The 17,021-nt window shown below is 61.9% G+C and carries 17 protein-coding genes; 4 read left to right on the plus strand and 13 right to left on the minus strand.

Translation table 11 applies throughout. The annotated features are described in order from the left end of the window. Nucleotides 1-106: 106 nt before the first annotated feature. The 10 genes from ABFY71_RS11700 to ABFY71_RS11740 form a co-directional block, all read right to left on the minus strand. On the minus strand, nt 107-319 hold the full coding sequence (locus ABFY71_RS11700; RefSeq protein WP_347946164.1) for a VOC family protein: 213 nt from the start codon (nt 317-319) through the stop codon (nt 107-109). 56 nt (nt 320-375) lie between these two features. After that, nucleotides 376-768, minus strand: coding sequence for a cupin domain-containing protein (locus ABFY71_RS11705; protein WP_305576829.1), 393 nt, complete (start codon nt 766-768; stop codon nt 376-378). A 110-nt stretch (nt 769-878) separates the two neighbouring features. Then, complete coding sequence (locus ABFY71_RS11710; RefSeq protein ID WP_347946165.1) at nt 879-1,466, minus strand: HWE histidine kinase domain-containing protein; 588 nt, start codon at nt 1,464-1,466, stop codon at nt 879-881. A gap of 37 nt (nt 1,467-1,503) precedes the next feature. After that, a complete protein-coding gene (locus tag ABFY71_RS19325) occupies nt 1,504-1,962 on the minus strand; it encodes a PAS domain-containing protein (RefSeq protein WP_431021530.1) in 459 nt (152 codons plus the stop codon). Between the two features lie 336 nt (nt 1,963-2,298). Beyond that, nucleotides 2,299-2,706 carry a VOC family protein gene (locus ABFY71_RS11715; protein WP_347946166.1) on the minus strand — a complete coding sequence of 136 codons (408 nt, stop codon included), beginning with the start codon at nt 2,704-2,706 and terminating at the stop codon, nt 2,299-2,301. Nucleotides 2,707-2,946: 240 nt separating this feature from the next. After that, nucleotides 2,947-4,953 carry an aldo/keto reductase gene (locus ABFY71_RS11720; RefSeq protein WP_347946167.1) on the minus strand — a complete coding sequence of 669 codons (2,007 nt, stop codon included), beginning with the start codon at nt 4,951-4,953 and terminating at the stop codon, nt 2,947-2,949. Between the two features lie 124 nt (nt 4,954-5,077). Then, nucleotides 5,078-6,166, minus strand: coding sequence for an ABC transporter ATP-binding protein (locus ABFY71_RS11725; RefSeq protein ID WP_347946168.1), 1,089 nt, complete (start codon nt 6,164-6,166; stop codon nt 5,078-5,080). Nucleotides 6,167-6,178: 12 nt separating this feature from the next. Beyond that, a complete protein-coding gene (locus ABFY71_RS11730) occupies nt 6,179-7,060 on the minus strand; it encodes a carbohydrate ABC transporter permease (protein ID WP_347946169.1) in 882 nt (293 codons plus the stop codon). Continuing rightward, on the minus strand, nt 7,057-7,950 hold the full coding sequence (locus ABFY71_RS11735) for a carbohydrate ABC transporter permease (protein WP_347946170.1): 894 nt from the start codon (nt 7,948-7,950) through the stop codon (nt 7,057-7,059). Before ABFY71_RS11735 ends, ABFY71_RS11730 begins: the two co-directional genes overlap by 4 nt. Nucleotides 7,951-8,057: 107 nt before the next feature. Then, nucleotides 8,058-9,326 (minus strand): ABC transporter substrate-binding protein, encoded by a 1,269-nt coding sequence (locus ABFY71_RS11740; protein WP_347946171.1) that lies wholly within the window; start codon nt 9,324-9,326, stop codon nt 8,058-8,060. Nucleotides 9,327-9,431: 105 nt separating this feature from the next. Here ABFY71_RS11740 and ABFY71_RS11745 point away from each other — a divergent pair, with 105 nt between their 5' ends. Then, entirely contained in the window at nt 9,432-10,349 is a 918-nt protein-coding gene (locus ABFY71_RS11745; protein ID WP_347946172.1) for a helix-turn-helix domain-containing protein, read from the plus strand. 63 nt (nt 10,350-10,412) lie between these two features. Here ABFY71_RS11745 and ABFY71_RS11750 read toward each other — a convergent pair whose 3' ends face one another. Continuing rightward, a complete protein-coding gene (locus ABFY71_RS11750) occupies nt 10,413-11,705 on the minus strand; it encodes an NAD(P)/FAD-dependent oxidoreductase (protein WP_347946173.1) in 1,293 nt (430 codons plus the stop codon). A 211-nt stretch (nt 11,706-11,916) separates the two neighbouring features. On the opposite strand from ABFY71_RS11750, the gene ABFY71_RS11755 reads away from it, so the two are divergent. Continuing rightward, complete coding sequence (locus ABFY71_RS11755) at nt 11,917-13,467, plus strand: PAS domain S-box protein (RefSeq protein WP_347946175.1); 1,551 nt, start codon at nt 11,917-11,919, stop codon at nt 13,465-13,467. A gap of 3 nt (nt 13,468-13,470) precedes the next feature. On the opposite strand, the gene ABFY71_RS11760 is transcribed toward ABFY71_RS11755, so the two are convergent. Next, the gene (locus ABFY71_RS11760; RefSeq protein ID WP_347946177.1) at nt 13,471-14,187 is read right to left on the minus strand and encodes a response regulator; all 717 of its coding nucleotides are present in this window, start codon (nt 14,185-14,187) and stop codon (nt 13,471-13,473) included. A gap of 138 nt (nt 14,188-14,325) precedes the next feature. On the opposite strand from ABFY71_RS11760, the gene ABFY71_RS11765 reads away from it, so the two are divergent. Further along, nucleotides 14,326-15,000, plus strand: coding sequence for a helix-turn-helix domain-containing protein (locus ABFY71_RS11765; protein ID WP_347946179.1), 675 nt, complete (start codon nt 14,326-14,328; stop codon nt 14,998-15,000). A gap of 17 nt (nt 15,001-15,017) precedes the next feature. After that, nucleotides 15,018-15,332, plus strand: a complete 315-nt coding sequence (locus ABFY71_RS11770) for a hypothetical protein (protein WP_347946180.1) — start codon at nt 15,018-15,020, stop codon at nt 15,330-15,332. Nucleotides 15,333-15,420: 88 nt separating this feature from the next. Here ABFY71_RS11770 and ABFY71_RS11775 read toward each other — a convergent pair whose 3' ends face one another. Next, the gene (locus ABFY71_RS11775) at nt 15,421-17,019 is read right to left on the minus strand and encodes a TRAP transporter large permease (protein ID WP_305576859.1); all 1,599 of its coding nucleotides are present in this window, start codon (nt 17,017-17,019) and stop codon (nt 15,421-15,423) included. Nucleotides 17,020-17,021: the final 2 nt, after the last annotated feature.

Below are 17,021 nucleotides of genomic sequence, written 5' to 3' on the forward strand. Positions count from 1 at the left end.
CTGGCAGCACGCTGGCGCCGTCGCCGGAATGGGCGACGGCACCGATTGCGGCGATGTTGCTTGCCGATCGGCGTCCGCTGCCCACCCGAAAGCGCTGGCCGCCAGATCACTCTGCGGCTGGTGAGTCGATGACCCAGGTCACGCCGAAACGGTCCTTGGTCAGGCCAAAGCCCTGTGACCATGGCTGCGGCTCAAACGGCATGAGCACGGTGCCGCCCGCCGACAGCGCCTCAAAGATGCGGCGGGCGTCCTCGACGGAGTCAGCCGAGACGGTGACGCCGTCGCCCATCTCGGTCTGAGTCAAGGGATGACCAGTCACGGGCACAGCACCTCTCGGATGAGATCGCAGCGGCTGCCTAATCGTGGAACCAGCCATCACTCCGTCGTCTTGCCGTCAAAATGTTCCGTGTCGGCTTCCGCCTCGGCCTTGGTGTGGTGGATGACTCCGTCCCGATGATTGGGCGGTGAATAGAGCGTGTAGAGCTTAAGCGGAACATCGCCGGTGTTGATGATGTTGTGCTTTGCCCCAGCCGGTACCACTACGGCGAAACCTGCTCGGATTGCGGTCCTGACCCCATCGAGAACGGCCTCCCCATTTCCTTCCTCGACGCGAAAGAACTGATCGAGTTTGTGGACCTCTGCCCCGATCTCCTCTTTCGGCTTCAACGCCATGACGACGAGTTGGCAGTGCTTTGCCGTGTAAAGGACGCGTCGAAAATCCTCATTGTCCACCGCAAGACTCTCGATGTTCTGCACAAAGCCTTTCATAGCAACTCCTCCTCGTTCACCGTTTGCCCTGCCCATCAACCTTGGGCTCAAGGCTAGGCTACCACGCTTCCTGGTCGAGGCAGCAGAATTGCGGAGATGGTCGCAGCGGACTATAGGCCCAGGGATGGCAAGGGAATGGTGATCCTTGTCAACCAACCCTGGGCCGTTACCTCGCGATCAATCCGCCCGCTGAACTCCCCTTCAATCAACTGCGACATGAGCTTGGTGCCAAAGCCCATGGTGGTTGTGCCGAGGGCAACGAAATCGGCAGCCTGTTCGCGCCAGCATAACACCAGCTCGCCGTCGATCTGCAGCCAGTCCACCAGAATCCGGCCATCCAGTTGCTGCAACGCACCATACTTCAGCGCGTTTGTCGTCAGTTCGTGAAAGACCAGGGCAAGCACTTCCGAAGGACGCTGTTTTACCACGAGCGGTGGCCCGGCCAGCGAGACTCGGCTGCTCTCAAGGTCGCCCCACATGAACGGCGCCAGGACTGCGTGAAGGACATCCTCGACGGACAACGCGCCGCGTGTTGATGCGGCCTGCGGCGCCTTGAATGCCAAATCGATGACTGAGGAAAGGGCCAGAATTCGCCCCCTGAGGCTCTCTTCCATCTCCCTGGCCGATTGGGCGCCGCGGGCGCTGAGCGAGATCAGCGCGGCAACGGTTGCCATGAGATTCTTGACGCGATGTACCATCTCATGCGCCACGACCTCCTGATGCTCAAGCTCCAGGCTAAGCGCCCTCTCGTGGGCCTCCGACTCCTGGACCCGGAACTGGTCGGAGCGGTCGGATACCACCGCCAGGACGAATTGAGAGCCCCCATTGGCTAACGTGCGAAACCCCACTTCGATCTGGAAAAGCGAGCCATCCCTGCGCTGCCCCCGGAGGGAGCGCCCTGGTCCCATTGCGCGCATTTGATCCGACCCCAATGCCTTGGACCGGAAGGGCGGCGTGACCGTCGCGCGGCCCGGCAGGGACCAGAATATCGACGCTCCTGCCGAGCAGATCTTCCGGTTCATAGCCGAACTGGCGGCCGACTTCGGCGTTCACCGCCAGCATGACCCCTAACGGATCGACGACAATGGCGCCGGCGGGAATGGTGTCCAGGACATCCTGAATCGAGAGGGTTAACCTCGACAAGTCGACGCTCTCTGCCACCCGGCTGGGGGCCGGGCCAGTGCTATCGTCCATAGTTGCCCCGCCGCTTGTTCGCCAGCTGAACCAGCCTACTTCAGCGGCCTCACGAAGTCTTGGCCAAAAACAAGCCTGCTGGATAGGCACGCCCTTCCAAAAAAAGTGCCGTCCAAATTTCGGCAACAGGGCGTGTGGGTGTCTTTAGCGTCCGGTAACGCACAGTGGGTTGCGCATTTATCCACGCAAGGGTGATCGTCAACGTTTGGCAGATGCTCGTCTGCGCCCCCACAAGATCAATTCATAGAAGCCGAACGGATATTCAGCGTCCGCTTTGGTGGTCTGGCCGGGCTGACCGTTAGGCCAGCACGTCACCGGTCCGTGCCGGCCGCCAGATCACTCTGCGGCTGGTGAGTCGATGACCCAGGTCACGCCGAAACGGTCCCTGGTCAGGCCAAAGCCCTGTGACCATGGCTGCGGCTCGAACGGCATGATCACGGTGCCGCCTTCCGACAGCGCCTCAAAGATGCGGCGGGCGTCCTCGACAGAGTCCGCCGAGACGGTGACGCTGTAGCCACTGCGGCCGGAAAAGTCCTGCATGTCCTGACCCATCAGCGCCTGATCGCCGATATCGATCCAGGCGTGAACGATCCGGTCGAGGCGGTCTTCCGGGACGCCTTGCGCCACTTCGGGCATGTCGCGATTGCTGATCATGCCACGGATTTCACCCCCGAGGATGGCAGCATAGGTGGTGAACGCTTCGCGGCAATCGCCGTCGAAATCAATGTTGGCAACGACTTTCATGACAAGTTCCTCTCTATGGCTATGGCGCCGTTCGAGCAGCCAACCGAACACCCAGGTGATCGCTGCTGCCCGCTACAGTCTTCCATCTCTACTAACGACGCGCGAGATCGGCTGCATCCGACAGCCCCCCGGAGCGAAAATATGGCCGATCGCTCCAGGCGGCGCCGTGGCCGGTTCTACGGCCGGCAAGGTCGGCTTCTCAGCAAAAAGAAAGGGCCCCGCAGGGCCCTTTCGGCGTTGCTAGCCGTGGTCTAGCCAGGCGACCTGTTCGGGCGTCAGCTTGATCTCGAAGGCCTTGAGGCTGTCGTCGAGTTCGCCCAGGGTGCGGGGGCCGATCAGCGGGATGGACGGGAAGGGCTGGGCCAGCACGAAGGCGAGGGCGACATGGATCGGGTTGTGCCCGATTTGCCGGGCCAGTTCGATGGCGCGGTCGCGGCGGGCGAAGTTCTTGTCATTGTACCAGCAGCGCACCAGTTCCTCGTTGTCGATCTTGTCGCGACCGGCGCGGTCGGTGAAGAAGCCGCGGCCCTGGCTGGACCAGGAGAAATTGGTGGTCTGTGTGTCGGTCAGCCACTTCTTCCATGCGTCGGTCGAGGACGTGACGCAGCCATCCCAGATCGGCACCAGCATTTCGCTGAGGGCGAAATTGTTGGATAGCGCCATGGGCTTGGTCTTGCCGCTGCGCTCGGCATATTCAACCGCGGCGTCGAACCGCTCCCGGGTCCAGTTGCTACCGCCGAACGGCCCGCGAATGCGACCGGCCTTGACCTCGGCGTCCATGGCATCGACGAATTCGCCGACCGGGACGTCGGGATTGTCGCGGTGCATGAAATAGACATCGACATAGTCGGTCTGCAGGCGATCAAGCGACTGGGTGAGCTGTCTGGCGATCACGTCGGGATAGACCAGCGGGCTGTGCGCGCCCTTGCCGATCAGCACCGAGCCTTCGCGGGTGCCGCGATTGGTGTGCCACTCGCCATAGAGTTTTTCGGTATAGCCATTGCCATAGACAAAGGCGGTATCAAAGATATTGCCGCCGCGCTCCCAGAAGGCGTCGAGCAGGATGGCGCCCGAGGCGAAGCTGCGGAAGTCCTCAAAGCCCAGCGCCACGGCCGAGGCCTGCTTGCCCAGGCCCGGTATGGCGCGCTTGGGAATGACGCCGCTATTGGGGCCGAGCGGGCGATTGGCCAGGGTGTTGACGCGGTTGGCCGCGGTTTCAACCGAGAACTCGATCCCGGCATCGCGGCGCCACTGGTCCAGCACGCGGGCATTGCCCAGGCTGTCATCCCAGCTCATGCCCGGCGCCGCCAGCTCCTGCCGCCTGGCCAGGATCGCCTCGCAGGCGGCATCGACCTCAAAGGAATAGACGTGGCGCTGTTCGCCGACGCTGATCGTTTCGGTCTTGCCGTTCTTGATGATGTCGATCTTGCCAAGGCCCTTGGTGCGATCGCCGCCGGCAAACCAGAAATCGGGCACTTCGATGCGGCCCTCGGCGCCGTGGATGCGCAGCACGTTGTCCAGATTGGCCATCACCGCGCAGGACACCTGGGCGACAATGCCGTTCTCGAAGGTCAGAATGGCCGCGGCCCAGTCATCGGTGCCTTCGGCATTGAGCTTGGCCGTGCCGGTCACCTTGACCGGGTCGGCAAAGGGCTTGCCCATGACAGCGCCAGCGATCAGGCGGGCCATCGACACGGGGTAGCCGCCGACATCGAGAATGCCGCCGCCAGCCAGCTTGGAGGCGAACAGGCGATGCTCGGGCTGGAAACTGCCCATGGAAAAGCCAAAGCTGGACTGGATCATCCGCACTTCGCCAATCACGCCGGATTGGACCAGCTCGATCAGCTTGGCAGTCTGCGGATGCAGCCGGTACATGAAGGCTTCGCCGGCAAAGGTGCCGGCCAGTTCGTGGGCATGCAGCACGGCGCTGATCTCGAAGGACGACAGCGCCAACGGCTTTTCCACCAGCACATGCTTGCCCGCTTCGGCCGCCTTGATCGCCCATTCGGCGTGCCCGGTATGGGGCACCGCGATATAGACCGCGTCGATCTCGGGGTCCGCCAGCAGGGCGTCATAGCCCTTGACCACGCGAATGCCGGGAAAGTCGGTGGCCAGATTCGGCTTGCCCGGGTCGCGCGTCGCAATGGCCGTGATCACGCCATGCTTAGAATCGGCAACGCCGCCGAAAAACGCCTTGGCGATGCTGCCGGGCCCGATAATGCCCCAGCGAATTTTCTTGTCAGTCATGGTTCTGGTCCTTGAGTGGACCTCGTCGCGAGCCTGTGGCAGCACGAGGTCGTGGCAGAGTGTCTGGGCATGACCTCATGGCTCGACAGGCTCGCCATGAGGTCTGATGAGGGTTGGGTGGTCGTCAGCGCAGGCGCTGGCCCTTGTCGTCGAACAGATAGGCCCGGGCCGGATCGATCGAGACGGTGATGCTTTCCTGATCGCCTTCGTGACGCGACTGCTCGTGCTCGATGATGATCTGCTCGCCTGACCTGGTATTGGCATAGATATAGCTGGTGGCGCCCAGATGCTCGGCGACATCGATATTCAGGCTCATCTCGGCGCCACCGGCGCCGGCAGGGCCAAAATGCTCGGGCCGCACGCCGATGGTTACGGCGGAGCCGACCGCCGGGGCGGCGCCGGTGAGCGGCAGCGCGAGCCTGGCCTTGCCCTGGTGGATCAGTTCAACGGTAACCGTGCCGTTGCCCGAGGCCGTCACGACACCCGCCATCAGGTTCATTTTCGGCGAGCCGATGAAACCGGCGACGAACAGATTGGCCGGATCCTCATAGAGCTCCAGCGGCTTGCCGACCTGCTCTATGACCCCGTCGCGCAGCACCACAATGGTATCGGCCAGCGTCATGGCCTCCACCTGATCATGGGTCACATAGACCATGGTGGTCTTGAGCTCCTTGTGCAGCCGCGCGATCTCGATGCGCATATGCACGCGCAATTCGGCGTCCAGATTGCTCAGCGGCTCGTCGAACAGAAATACTTCGGGCTTGCGCACAATGGCGCGGCCAATGGCGACGCGCTGCCGCTGCCCGCCCGACAGCTCCTTGGGGACACGATCCAGCAGCGGTTCGAGCGCCAGGATGCGGGCGGCTTCATCGACCTGACGGGCGATCTGCTCCTTGGCGACACCGGCAAAGCGCAGGGCAAAGCCCATATTCTCGCGGACCGTCATATGCGGATAGAGCGCATAGGACTGGAACACCATGGCGATGCCGCGCTTGCTCGGATCGACATCGTTCATCTGTCGCCCGCCGATTTCGAGCTCACCGGCGGTAATGTGTTCGAGCCCGGCGATCATCCGCAACAGGGTTGATTTTCCGCAGCCCGAAGGGCCCACAAAGACCACGAATGCCTTGCTCTCGATCTCCAGATCAACGCCCTTGATGACTTCCAGGGAGCCGTAGGACTTGCGCACGCCCTTGAGTGTTACACTGCTCATGCTGAATGCACCTTATTTGACCGCGCCCAGCATGCCTTCGACGAAGCGGCGCTGGAGCAGGAAGAAAATGAAGAGGGTGGGCAGGGTGGCCAGTACGGTGCCGAACAGGATCATGCCGTAATCGGGGGTATAGGCCGAGGTCAGCGCCGAGATGATCAGCGTGATGGTCTTGTTCTCGGCGGTCTGCAGGATGATCAGCGGCCACAGATAATTGTTCCAGTTGGTCATGAAGACGATGATCGTCGCGGCCGCATAGGTCGAGCGCATCACCGGCATGTAGACATAGAAAAAGATCTGCCACTCCTTGAGCCCGTCGATCTTGGCGGCGTCGCGCAACTCGCTGGGGAAGGCCTTGGTCGCCTGGCGGAAGTAGAAGATGATGAAGATCGAGGCCACGGTGGGCAGGATCACCGCCGCAAAGGTGTTCACCAGCCTGGCCTGCGCGAACATCACGAACAGCGGCACCATCATGGCCGCGAACGGAATGGAGAGCATCAGCAACAGCAGCGCGAAGATGCGCTCACGCACCCGCGACCGGAACATCTCGAAACCATAGCCGGCCAGCGAGGAGACCACGAGCGTCAGCACCGTCGCGACGCCGGCGATGACGGCCGAATTCCAGAAAATGCGGATCGCGTCGATCTGGGTGAAGAAGGTCGTCGCATTGGTGATCAGGGCGGTGCCGATGCTGGCCTTGCCCTTGATGATGTCGGCCGAGCTATTGGTGGCGCCGATCATCATCCAGACAAACGGGAAGACCGAGACGAAGGCGGCAATCGAGAGCAGCAGATAGACGAGGGCGCGGCGGGCAAGCGCCCAGGGATTGCCGGGCGCCACGGTGCGGCGCGCAATCGGGCGGACGGTTGCTGCAGCTGTCATGGGGGCAACGTTCATGACGTCCTCCGGTCACGGGCAATGAGGAACTGGATGAAGCTCAGGATCGCCACCAGAACCACGATCACCCAGGACACTGTCGCCGAATAGCCGAAGCTGGGCATGAACTTGAAGGTCAGATTGTAGATGTAGAGCGACAGGGTCAGCGTCGAATCCGACGGGCCGCCATTGCCGGCGGTGAAATTGTAGACCTCGTCGAACAGCTGCAACGTGCCGATGGTGGAGATCACGGTGGTGAACAGGATCACCGGCTTGAGCATGGGGATGGTGAGGTAGCGGAACCGGGCCCAGGCGGGCACGCCATCGATCCGGGCGGCCTCGTAGATCGAGCGGTCGATATTCTGCAGCGCCGCCAGATAGAAGATCATGTTGTAGCCGGTCCAGCGCCAGGTGATGGCAATGATGATGACCACCTTGGCCCAGAACGGATCGGTGAACCAACCGATCGGCGAGCCAATGATATGAGCCGCCATCAGGGCCTGATTGACCACCCCGTCGGTGGCAAACATCGATTTGAAGATGGTCGAATAGGCAATCAGCGACGTGACGCAGGGCAGAAAGATCGCGGTGCGGAACAGGCCCCGGAAGCGCAGGGTCGAATCATTGAGCGCCACTGCGAACAGCAGCGCCAGCGTGATCATGATCGGCACCTGGATGATAAAGAAGGTGAAGGTATTGCCCAGCGCCCGCAGGAACACGGGGTCCTTGGTGAGCCGCTCGATATTGGCCAGGCCGCCAAAGCTGAAATTCATACCCTTGCCGACCTGGAAGCTCATCCAGAGCGACCAGATGATCGGGTAGATCATGAACAATCCAAGCAGGATCAGCGCCGGGGCGATGAATGCCCACCCGGTCAGATGCTCCCTGCGCGCCAGTCGTGCCTGTGCCAATTATCTGTCTCTCCGCTGCAACCGCATGGATCTTGCCCCAAAGGGCCCGGCGCTGCCGTGCAGCGCCGGGGCGGGAAGCGGGCCGCGGCCCGCTTCCCTGCGGCAGTCTATTGCATCTGCTGCTGGGCCTGGTCCTGGATCGCCTGCAGCGCAGCGTCGAGGTCGCCGCCCTCGATGATCGTGGGCAGTTGCGCCTGTACCGCTGAATCGACCTCGGCGGTAAAGGTGCCATAGTCGACGCTGGGGATCTCGCTCAGCCATTGCGAGAAGTTCTGCCACACCGGCGCCCCACCAAAGAACGGGTCGGTGGCCTGATAGGCTTCGCCTTCGCGGGCGGCGAGCAGCGAGCCCACGGCGCCCTGTTCGATCAGAATTTTCTGGTAGAAATCGACATCGCCGCCCCAGACGGTCTTGAGGAAGTCGATAGCCTCTTCCTTGTTGTCCGACGATGCGAGCACATACCAGCTCGACCCGCCCTGGTTGGAGGCGTTGACCGAGCCTTCGACATCGAGGCGCGGGACCGGGGCGACGCCCCACAGGCCGGACTGATCGGCATTGGCCTTGATCGTGCCGGTGATCCACACGCCGACGGGAACCATGGCGACTTCGCCCGAGGTGAACGCGCCGGTATATTCAGCCCAGCCAGAAACCGGCTTGACCAGATCGGCCTGGTAGAAGCTGGCATAGGTTTCCAGCGCTTTGCGGAGCGGCGCATTGTCGACAATGCTCAGGCTGCCATCCTCGGTGAAGTACCAGGCGCCGGCGGACTGCATCATCATGCGGATCAGGCCGCTATCGGCGAGATCAAGGTCAAGCAGCGGCTTGCCGGTCTTGGCCTTGATCTCCTTGCCGATCTCGACCAGGCGATCCCAGGTGATGTTCTGGAGGTCTTCGCCGGTGAAACCGGCTTCCTCAAGAATGTCGGAGCGGTAGAACAGCCCCGTGACGCCAGAGTCGAAGGGCAGGGAGTAGGACTTGCCATCCAGGGTTGCCGCGGCAACCTTGTACTGCGCGAATGCCGACATATCGATAGCATCCGACAGCGGCTCAAAGGCGCCGGGGAAGGACTGCAGGTATTTCTGCGCCACGTCGTCCTGGATCAGCACGATATCGGGCAGCCCCTCGGTGCTGCCGGCAAGCAGCTGCGTCTGCAGCTTGGCGCGGATATCGTCCTGGCTGGCCGAGTCATCGATATTGATCGTAACGTCGGGATGGGTGGGGGTATAGCGCGCGGCGGCCTCTCTCATGGCGGCGCCGTTGAAGTTGGGATCCCAGACCCAGACCGAAACTTCCCCGGCCGAGGCGGCGGCGATGGTCAGAAAACTGACTCCGGCCAGTGCCACACCGAGCAGGCGCCGCGAAGCAATGCGATTCATGGTAGTCCTCCCTTTTAATTTGCTCTTCCGATAAGCCCTTCCTAAGCTATGCTACTGACGCAGGGCGTCTATGCCAAAAGGTAGCAAGAGTTGGCGGAAAGTAAGATGGCGGTAAGGGCGTACTATGAACCCGCAGCCAATGGGGTGGAGCGTTTACCAACCGAACTGCAGATGTTTCATGCATCCCCGCTGGTGATGCGAGCGGCCCATTGGCACGCACAGGTGGAGGTCAATTTCATTGTCCGTGGCTGGGCCAATTACCGCATGAGCGGGCATGAAATCCGCTTCAATGCGGGTGACATGGCGCTGTTCTGGGGCGGCCGGCCGCACTATCTCAACGATGCCTCGGACGATCTGGTCTATGCCGGTGGCCATCTGCCGCTGGTGCATTTCTTCCGGCTGCGGCTGCCGCAGAACGTGCAGGCCAAGCTGATGCAGGGCGCGACCCTGGTGACCAGGGCAACCGATGCTGCCGATGCACTCAATTTTGCGCGATGGAACGACTATGCCCGTTCAGGCGACCCGATGAAGGCCGGCATGGCCGTTGACGAATTGCTGCTGCGCATCGAACGGGTCCGGTTCGACCCCTATGACCTGCTGCCCGGGCCGGTCAGTGTCGCCAGTGCCATTGAGGGCATTGACCACCACTCCTCGCCGATCGTGGTGCGCATCTGTGACTTCATCGCCGACAATTTTCGCGAGGATATTGATTCAAGCGATATCGCCTCGGCGGCCGACATCCATCCCAAATATGCCATGGGGGTTTTCAAGAAGTCCACCGGCATGACGCTCAATGACTATGTCAACCTGATGCGGCTCAGCTATGCGCAGGCCCTGTTGATGCAGGAGGACGTCAATGTGCTGCAGGTAGCCATGGATAGCGGCTTTGGTTCACTCAGTGCATTCAACAAATCATTCCGCAAGATTGCCGGCATGTCGCCGACCGATTTCCGGCGCGACGTGCGCTGCCGCCCCAGCGCGCCGCGGGTCATGCGGGCCCATTCGACGGGCTCGGTGAACTGACGCGCACCAGGAACGGCGCCTGCTGGCGCCGTTCTGCTATGGCCCGTGACCCGGGCGGGCCCGCTATTCGGCGGGATCGACCTTGACGGCCTTGAGCTTGTCGATGCCGAGCACCTGCAGGGCCAGATGTTCATAGAAGGGCTCGGATTGACCCGAGCGCATCTTGCCCAGGAAGTATTTTTCAAAGCCCACCTTGGCCAGGTGCACCCATTTGCCCTCCGATGACCAATTCACATTGCGCGGTGGCAATTGTGGCTGGGCGACAAAGGCAATGCCCGAATCCCCGAAATCAGCCAGGCAGATGGCATTCCAGGTTGGCACCGCATTGGGCTCTTCGCCGGCGATCAGCCGGGCAATATTCTGCACCGTGGCGGTGACCATGGATTCGATCATGAAGCCGGTCTTGGGCACACCCACCGGCACGGGCGTCTTGCCCATTGGCGGAATGGCAACGCAGACGCCGACCGAGAAAATCTCGGGGAAGCCGGGATTGCGCTGATATTGGTCGGCCAGGATGAAGCCGCGTGGATTGGTCAGCCCCTCGATATCGCGCACCGCTGCCACGCCACGGAAGGCCGGCAGCATCATCGAATAGGCAAAGGGCAGTTCATGGGCCTGCTTGACCGACCCGTCATCGGCGATTTCGGAGACGCTGATCATGCCGTCTTCGACCTTGTCGACCTTGGCGTTGCAGATCCACTTGATGTGGCGCTCGCGCATGGCGCTCTCGATCATGCCCTTGGTGTCGCCCACCCCGTCCAGGCCGAGATGGCCGATATAGGGTTCGGACGTCACAAAGGTCATCGGCACGCGGTCGCGCACCTTGGCGTCGCGCAGGGCCTTTTCCAGAATGAAGGCAAATTCATAGGCGGGGCCGAAACAGGAGGCCCCTTGCACCGCGCCAATCACCACCGGCCCGGGATTGGCTACCAAATTGTCAAAGGCGGGCCGGGCGGCCAGGGCATGATCAATCTGGCAAACCGACTGCGTGAAGTGTTCAGGACCAAAGCCCGGAATTTCATCAAAGGCCAGCTCAGGCCCCGTCGCAATGGCCAGATAGTCATAGCTGATGGACTGTCCGTCATTGAGTTCGACGCGCTTTTCAGTGGCATGCAGCCGTTTGGCGCCTTGCGGATGAAAGGCGATCTTGCGCTTGGCGAACACCGGCGCCAGATCAACGGTTACCGCGTCGCGCTCACGCCAGCCCACCGCCACCCAGGGGTTGGACGGCACGAAGGAGTATTCGGGTCCCTTGTTGATGACGCTGATCTGATGCTCTGATCCGAGCGCGTCGCGCAACTCATAGGCCATAATAGTGCCGCCAAGACCGGCCCCGAGTACGACAACATGTGCCATTTTATCCTCCTTGAACGAACGCGAAGCTCGTATGGTGGCGGGCACAGGTGCTTATCGACCGACCCACTGATGTCCGCAGGCTAGCAAACTGCCGCAGGCCACAATTTGACTTACATCAAGACCAAGGACGATTGGTTGGGGGGCCTTTTTGTTTGTACCCGACAGATGGCCCGGCTAGGACTTGGGCAGTGCAAACAATGATGTGGTCGCCGTGTCCGACGAAAATGAACTGAATTCCTCTCTGGTGGGACAGGCTCGCAAGCTGCAGTCGATCCTGCAATCGGCACTCGATGGCATTATCACCATCGATGACCACGGCACCATCACCACGGTCAATCCGGCCGCGGCCCGGTTGTTTGGCTATGAAGAGGCCGAATTTCTGGGCCGTAATGTGCATTTCCTGATGCCCGAGCCCTATCATTCCGAGCACGATGGCTATCTGCACAATTATCGCACCACCGGGCGTCGGCGCATCATCGGCATTGGCCGCGAAGTGACCGGACTGCGCCGCGACGGCAGCACGTTTCCCATGCATTTGGCCGTCAGCAAGTTCGAGATGGATGGTCGCATCTTCTTTACCGGCATCATCCATGACCTGTCGGCCCGTAAGGCCACCGAAATGGAACTGCGCCAGGCCCAGAAGATGGAGGCCATGGGGCAGCTGACCGGCGGTATTGCCCACGATTTCAACAATCTGCTGACCGTCATCATCGGCAATCTCGAAATGCTCGAGGGCAAGCTGACCACGCCGCTCCAGCGCGAACTGGCCACCGAGGCACTCGACGCGGCCGATCTGGGGGCCCGCCTGACCACGCGCCTGCTGGCCTTTGCCCGGCGCTCGCATCTGGAGCCCGAGAGCATCAACCTCAACAGCTTTGTGCTCGGCCTCACCGACATGCTGCACCGCACACTGGGGGAGACGGTCTATCTCTCCAATGCGCTGACGCCCAATCTCTGGCCGGTGCGGGTCGACTCGTCGCAAGTCGAGAGCGCCATCGTCAACCTCACCGTCAATGCACGCGACGCCATGCCCGGTGGTGGGCGGGTGGTTATTGAAACCAGCAATGCCGTGATTGACGAAACCATGGGCCGGCAGTTCGATGGCCTGCAGCCGGGAGATTATGTCCGGCTCACCGTGTCCGATTCCGGCGAAGGCATGAGCGATGCGGTCCGCGAAAGGGCTTTCGAGCCCTTCTTCACCACCAAGGAGCAGGGGCGCGGCACCGGGCTGGGGCTTTCGATGATCTACGGCTTTGCCAAGCAGTCCGGCGGCCTTGCCACCATCGAGAGCGGTCCGGAAAAGGGCACTGTCGTCAGTATTTTCCTGCCCCGCCATCGTGTTGAGCCGGTTGGGCTTGCCACGGATGATCCCGACGAGCCGGCATTGCCTGGCGCCGGGCAGACCATTCTGGCGGTTGAGGATGATGAGCGGGTGCGCAAGCTCACCGTGACCCGGCTGACGCAACTGGGGTACAATGTCATCGCCGCCGGCAGCGGCGCCGAGGCGATTGATCTGTTGGCCGCCGGCTCAACCGCCGATTTGCTGTTTTCCGATGTGGTGATGCCCGGCGGCATGAGTGGCTTTGACCTGCGCAGCAAGGTGCAGGCGCTCTATCCCAACATGCCGGTTCTGCTCACCTCAGGCTATGCCGAAGAAATGGCACGCAGCGATCATGATCGCGAGAACCAGCCCAAGATCCTCCGCAAGCCCTACCGCATGGCCGATTTGGCGGATGCCATCGACGCCGCACTCAAGAGCTGAGGCTCAGGCCTGCAGCGATTGCGGGGTGAAGCAATAGCCGGCGCCGCGGACGGTCTTGAGCAGGCGCGGTTCGCGCGCATTGGCTTCGATCAGTTTGCGCAAGCGGGCAATCTGGTTGTCGATACTGCGATCATTGGGTGCCCAGTCGTGCCCCTTGAGCAGGTCCATGATCTGGTCGCGACTCAGAACCCGGTGTGGATGGCGGGCGAACAGGGCCAGCAGGTCGAACTCGCCGCTGGTCAGGCGAATATCGCCATCCGGCCCGCGCAGGGCGCGGCGATCGAGGTCCAGCACATAATCGTCAAAGGCGATTGAGGCCGGCGGACCCGATGCGGGCGCGTCGGCGCGCGGTCCGCTGCGGCGCAGCACCGAGCGGACGCGCGCCAGCACCTCGCGCAGATGGAAGGGCTTGGCGATATAGTCGTCGGCCCCGATTTCCAGGCCCACAATGCGGTCGATCATGTCTCCCTTGCCGGTGATCATGATGATGGGCAGATCCCAGCTCTGCCGCACGCTGCGGGCAATCGTCAGCCCGTCGGTGCGACCCAGATTGAGATCAAGCGTGATCAGGTCGACGCCGTTCTCCAGCGCGGTTTCGACTCCCGCCTGATCGGTCGCCTCGCTCACGCGGTAGCCCTCGTCTTCAAAGCAGCGGCGCAGCATTCGGCGCACCTGGTCATCGTCATCCACGACCAGAATGTGGCTGGGGTTTTCGGTCATGCCGGGGCCGATCTCCTTGCTGGCGGGCTGGTGCTGCTGTCGCCGTTACAATTCATTACAAACGCCGCGTACGCAGCTTACATGCCGACCCCCTTATAGCCCACGTCCACAGTGATTTGTGGGAATCGAGGAATCATCATGCAGCTTTCCACCATAGCGTCGCCAGTCCAGACTCCAACGCCTTGGCCAGCCGCAGGCGGCAGTACCGGCGGTGTGCGCCTGCTGGCTGCTTACGACTCCCTGTTCCGGGAAGGCGATGAGACCACCGCATTCTACGAAGTTCTCACTGGGGCGGTGCGCGCCTACAAGATTTTCCCCGATGGACGGCGACAGATCGTGGCCTTTGCCTTTGCTGGCGACATTGTCGGCTTTTGCCAGGGCGATACCTATCGCTTTGATTGCGACGCCCTGACGACCACAAGGGTGCGCGTCATCCACAAGAAATCGCTGCTGCACGCCATGCGCGAGCGCCCCGAACTGGCTGAAAAGCTGCTCGATGTGGCCCGTGGCGAAGTCGAGACCCTGCAGGATCTCTCGCTGTTGCTCTGCCGCAAGACCGCCATTGAGCGGATCGCCAGCTTTCTGCTGACCATGGCCCGCAAATCCGCCAACCCACTTGCCGAGCGTTTGGCGCTACCCATGTGCCGCGCCGATATTGCCGACTATCTCGGCCTCACCATCGAAACGGTCAGCCGCAACATGACCCGTCTGCGTACGCTGCGGATCATCGATCTTCCCGATCGCGGCAGCTTTCAGGTGCGCAGCATGGAGCGTTTGCGCCAGCTCGCTGAATGCGACGGAAATACCCATTAGTTATGCAGAGAATGACCATGACTGAGGTCCGTCGTCGCGCCGCCATCGGTATTTTTGCCACTGCGGCAGAACTGGACGCGGTGGCCGCCCGATTGACCAGCCAGGGGATTAGCCGTTGCGTGTCCTGCCCGCTTGCGCAGGCCGTCGCCGAGATGGGGCAGGGCGATGACCAGCCGGCCCTGAGTGCTGCCACCCTGACCGATCTGCACGCCCGTTTCCCGACCGCAATGATGTTGCGCGTCGATCTCTCCGGCAATGCCAAGGAAGAGGCCATGGTGGCCCAGACCCTGCTCAGCAGCGCTGCCCAAAGCGTGCAACTGCACGATCTCTAGCCCCTGCGCGCTGGTCGGCGAGCGCCGGAAATGACCGGGCCCGCGATCACTGATCGCGGGCCCTTTGCTATTGCGGCGCTGCGCTGCCCTAGCGCGACAGGATGATCTCCGGCCCCATCAGGGCATAGGGCACCAGGGTCGAGAGCGCCGGCACATAGGTGACGATCACCAGGAAGATCATCAACACCATCACAAACGGCAACGCCGCTTTCACCACCTGCGCCAGACTCATCCCGGTAATACCCGAGGTCACGAACAGGTTGAGCCCGATGGGCGGCGTCACCATGCCGATCTCCATGTTCACCACCATGATGATGCCCAGATGAATCGGATCGATGCCCAGTTCCATGGCAATCGGGAACACCACCGGCGCCACGATCAGCAACAGGCCGGATGGCTCCATGAACTGCCCGCCGATCAACAGCAGGATGTTCACGGCAATCAGGAAGGTGAACCAGTTGAACCCGGCGCCCAGCATCCATTCGGTAATGGTCTGGGGGATGCGTTCGGCAGTCAGCGTATGGGCGAACAGCAGCGCATTGACGATGATGAACATCAGCATCACCGTGGTCCTGGCACTGTCGACCATGGCCTTGTTGGTGTCGCCGTGGAACAGGGCCGGCAGGAAGCGCCGCGCGATCAGGCCCAGATTATAGCCCCAGACCGGCAGACCGTACAGGAAGGTCAGCGGGCTCGGCTGCTGGCGGGCATAGGGATAGCCAAGGAGCACCAGCACGGCCAGCGCCAGGCCGATCTGCAGGCGCGTGGTGGTGTCGATGCCACCCAGAAAGAAGAACGACGAGATCATCCACAGCGCCAGGATCGCCAGGGCATAGACGGAGGCCTTGAAGCCCACCGCCGTTCTGGGCTCAGAGTCCTGCGGGATCCAGGGCAGCCCCTTGAGCGGCCCCATGTCGCGATAGACGAACAGGGCGACGAACACCGAATAGACGGCCGCTACCGAAGCGGCCTCAGTGGGGGTAAAGGCGCCGCCATAAATGCCGCCAATGATGATAAAGATCAGGAACAGCCCCCAACCCGCTTCCTTTCCGGCGGCCATCACCTCGCCAAAGCCATGCCATGGCTCGCTTGGCAGATTGCGGCGACGGGCAACGATATAGATGGCGACCATCAGCATCGCCCCGGCCACCAGACCAGGCAGAATACCGGCCAGGAACATCCGGCCCACCGACACATTGGTCGCGGTGGCATACACCACCATGACGATGGAAGGCGGGATCAGAATGCCCAGCGTACCGGCATTGGCGATGATGCCGGCGGAAAACTCCTTGGAATAGCCAACCTGCCGCATCGCCGCGATGGCGATGGTGCCGATGGCTACCACGGTGGCTGGCGAGGAGCCGGACAGCGCCGCAAACATCATACAGGCCAGTACCGAGGCCATGGCCAGCCCGCCGCGGAAATGGCCGACACTGGCCACCGCAAGGCGGATGATACGGCGGGCCACGCCGCCGGTCGACATGAAGGTCGAGGCCAGCACGAAGAAGGGAATGGCCAGCAAGGTATAGTTCTGCGACGCCGAAAACAGCTGCAGCGCCACCGAGGACATGCTGTCGCTGGAAAACAGCGCAATGGTCAGCACGCTCGACAGGCCCAGCGACACGGCAATGGGGACGCCCATGAACAGCAGCGTCAGCACCATGATAAAAAGAATGATGGATTCCATGG

Source organism: Devosia alba (assembly GCF_039938915.1).
Classification (GTDB): domain Bacteria; phylum Pseudomonadota; class Alphaproteobacteria; order Rhizobiales; family Devosiaceae; genus Devosia; species Devosia alba.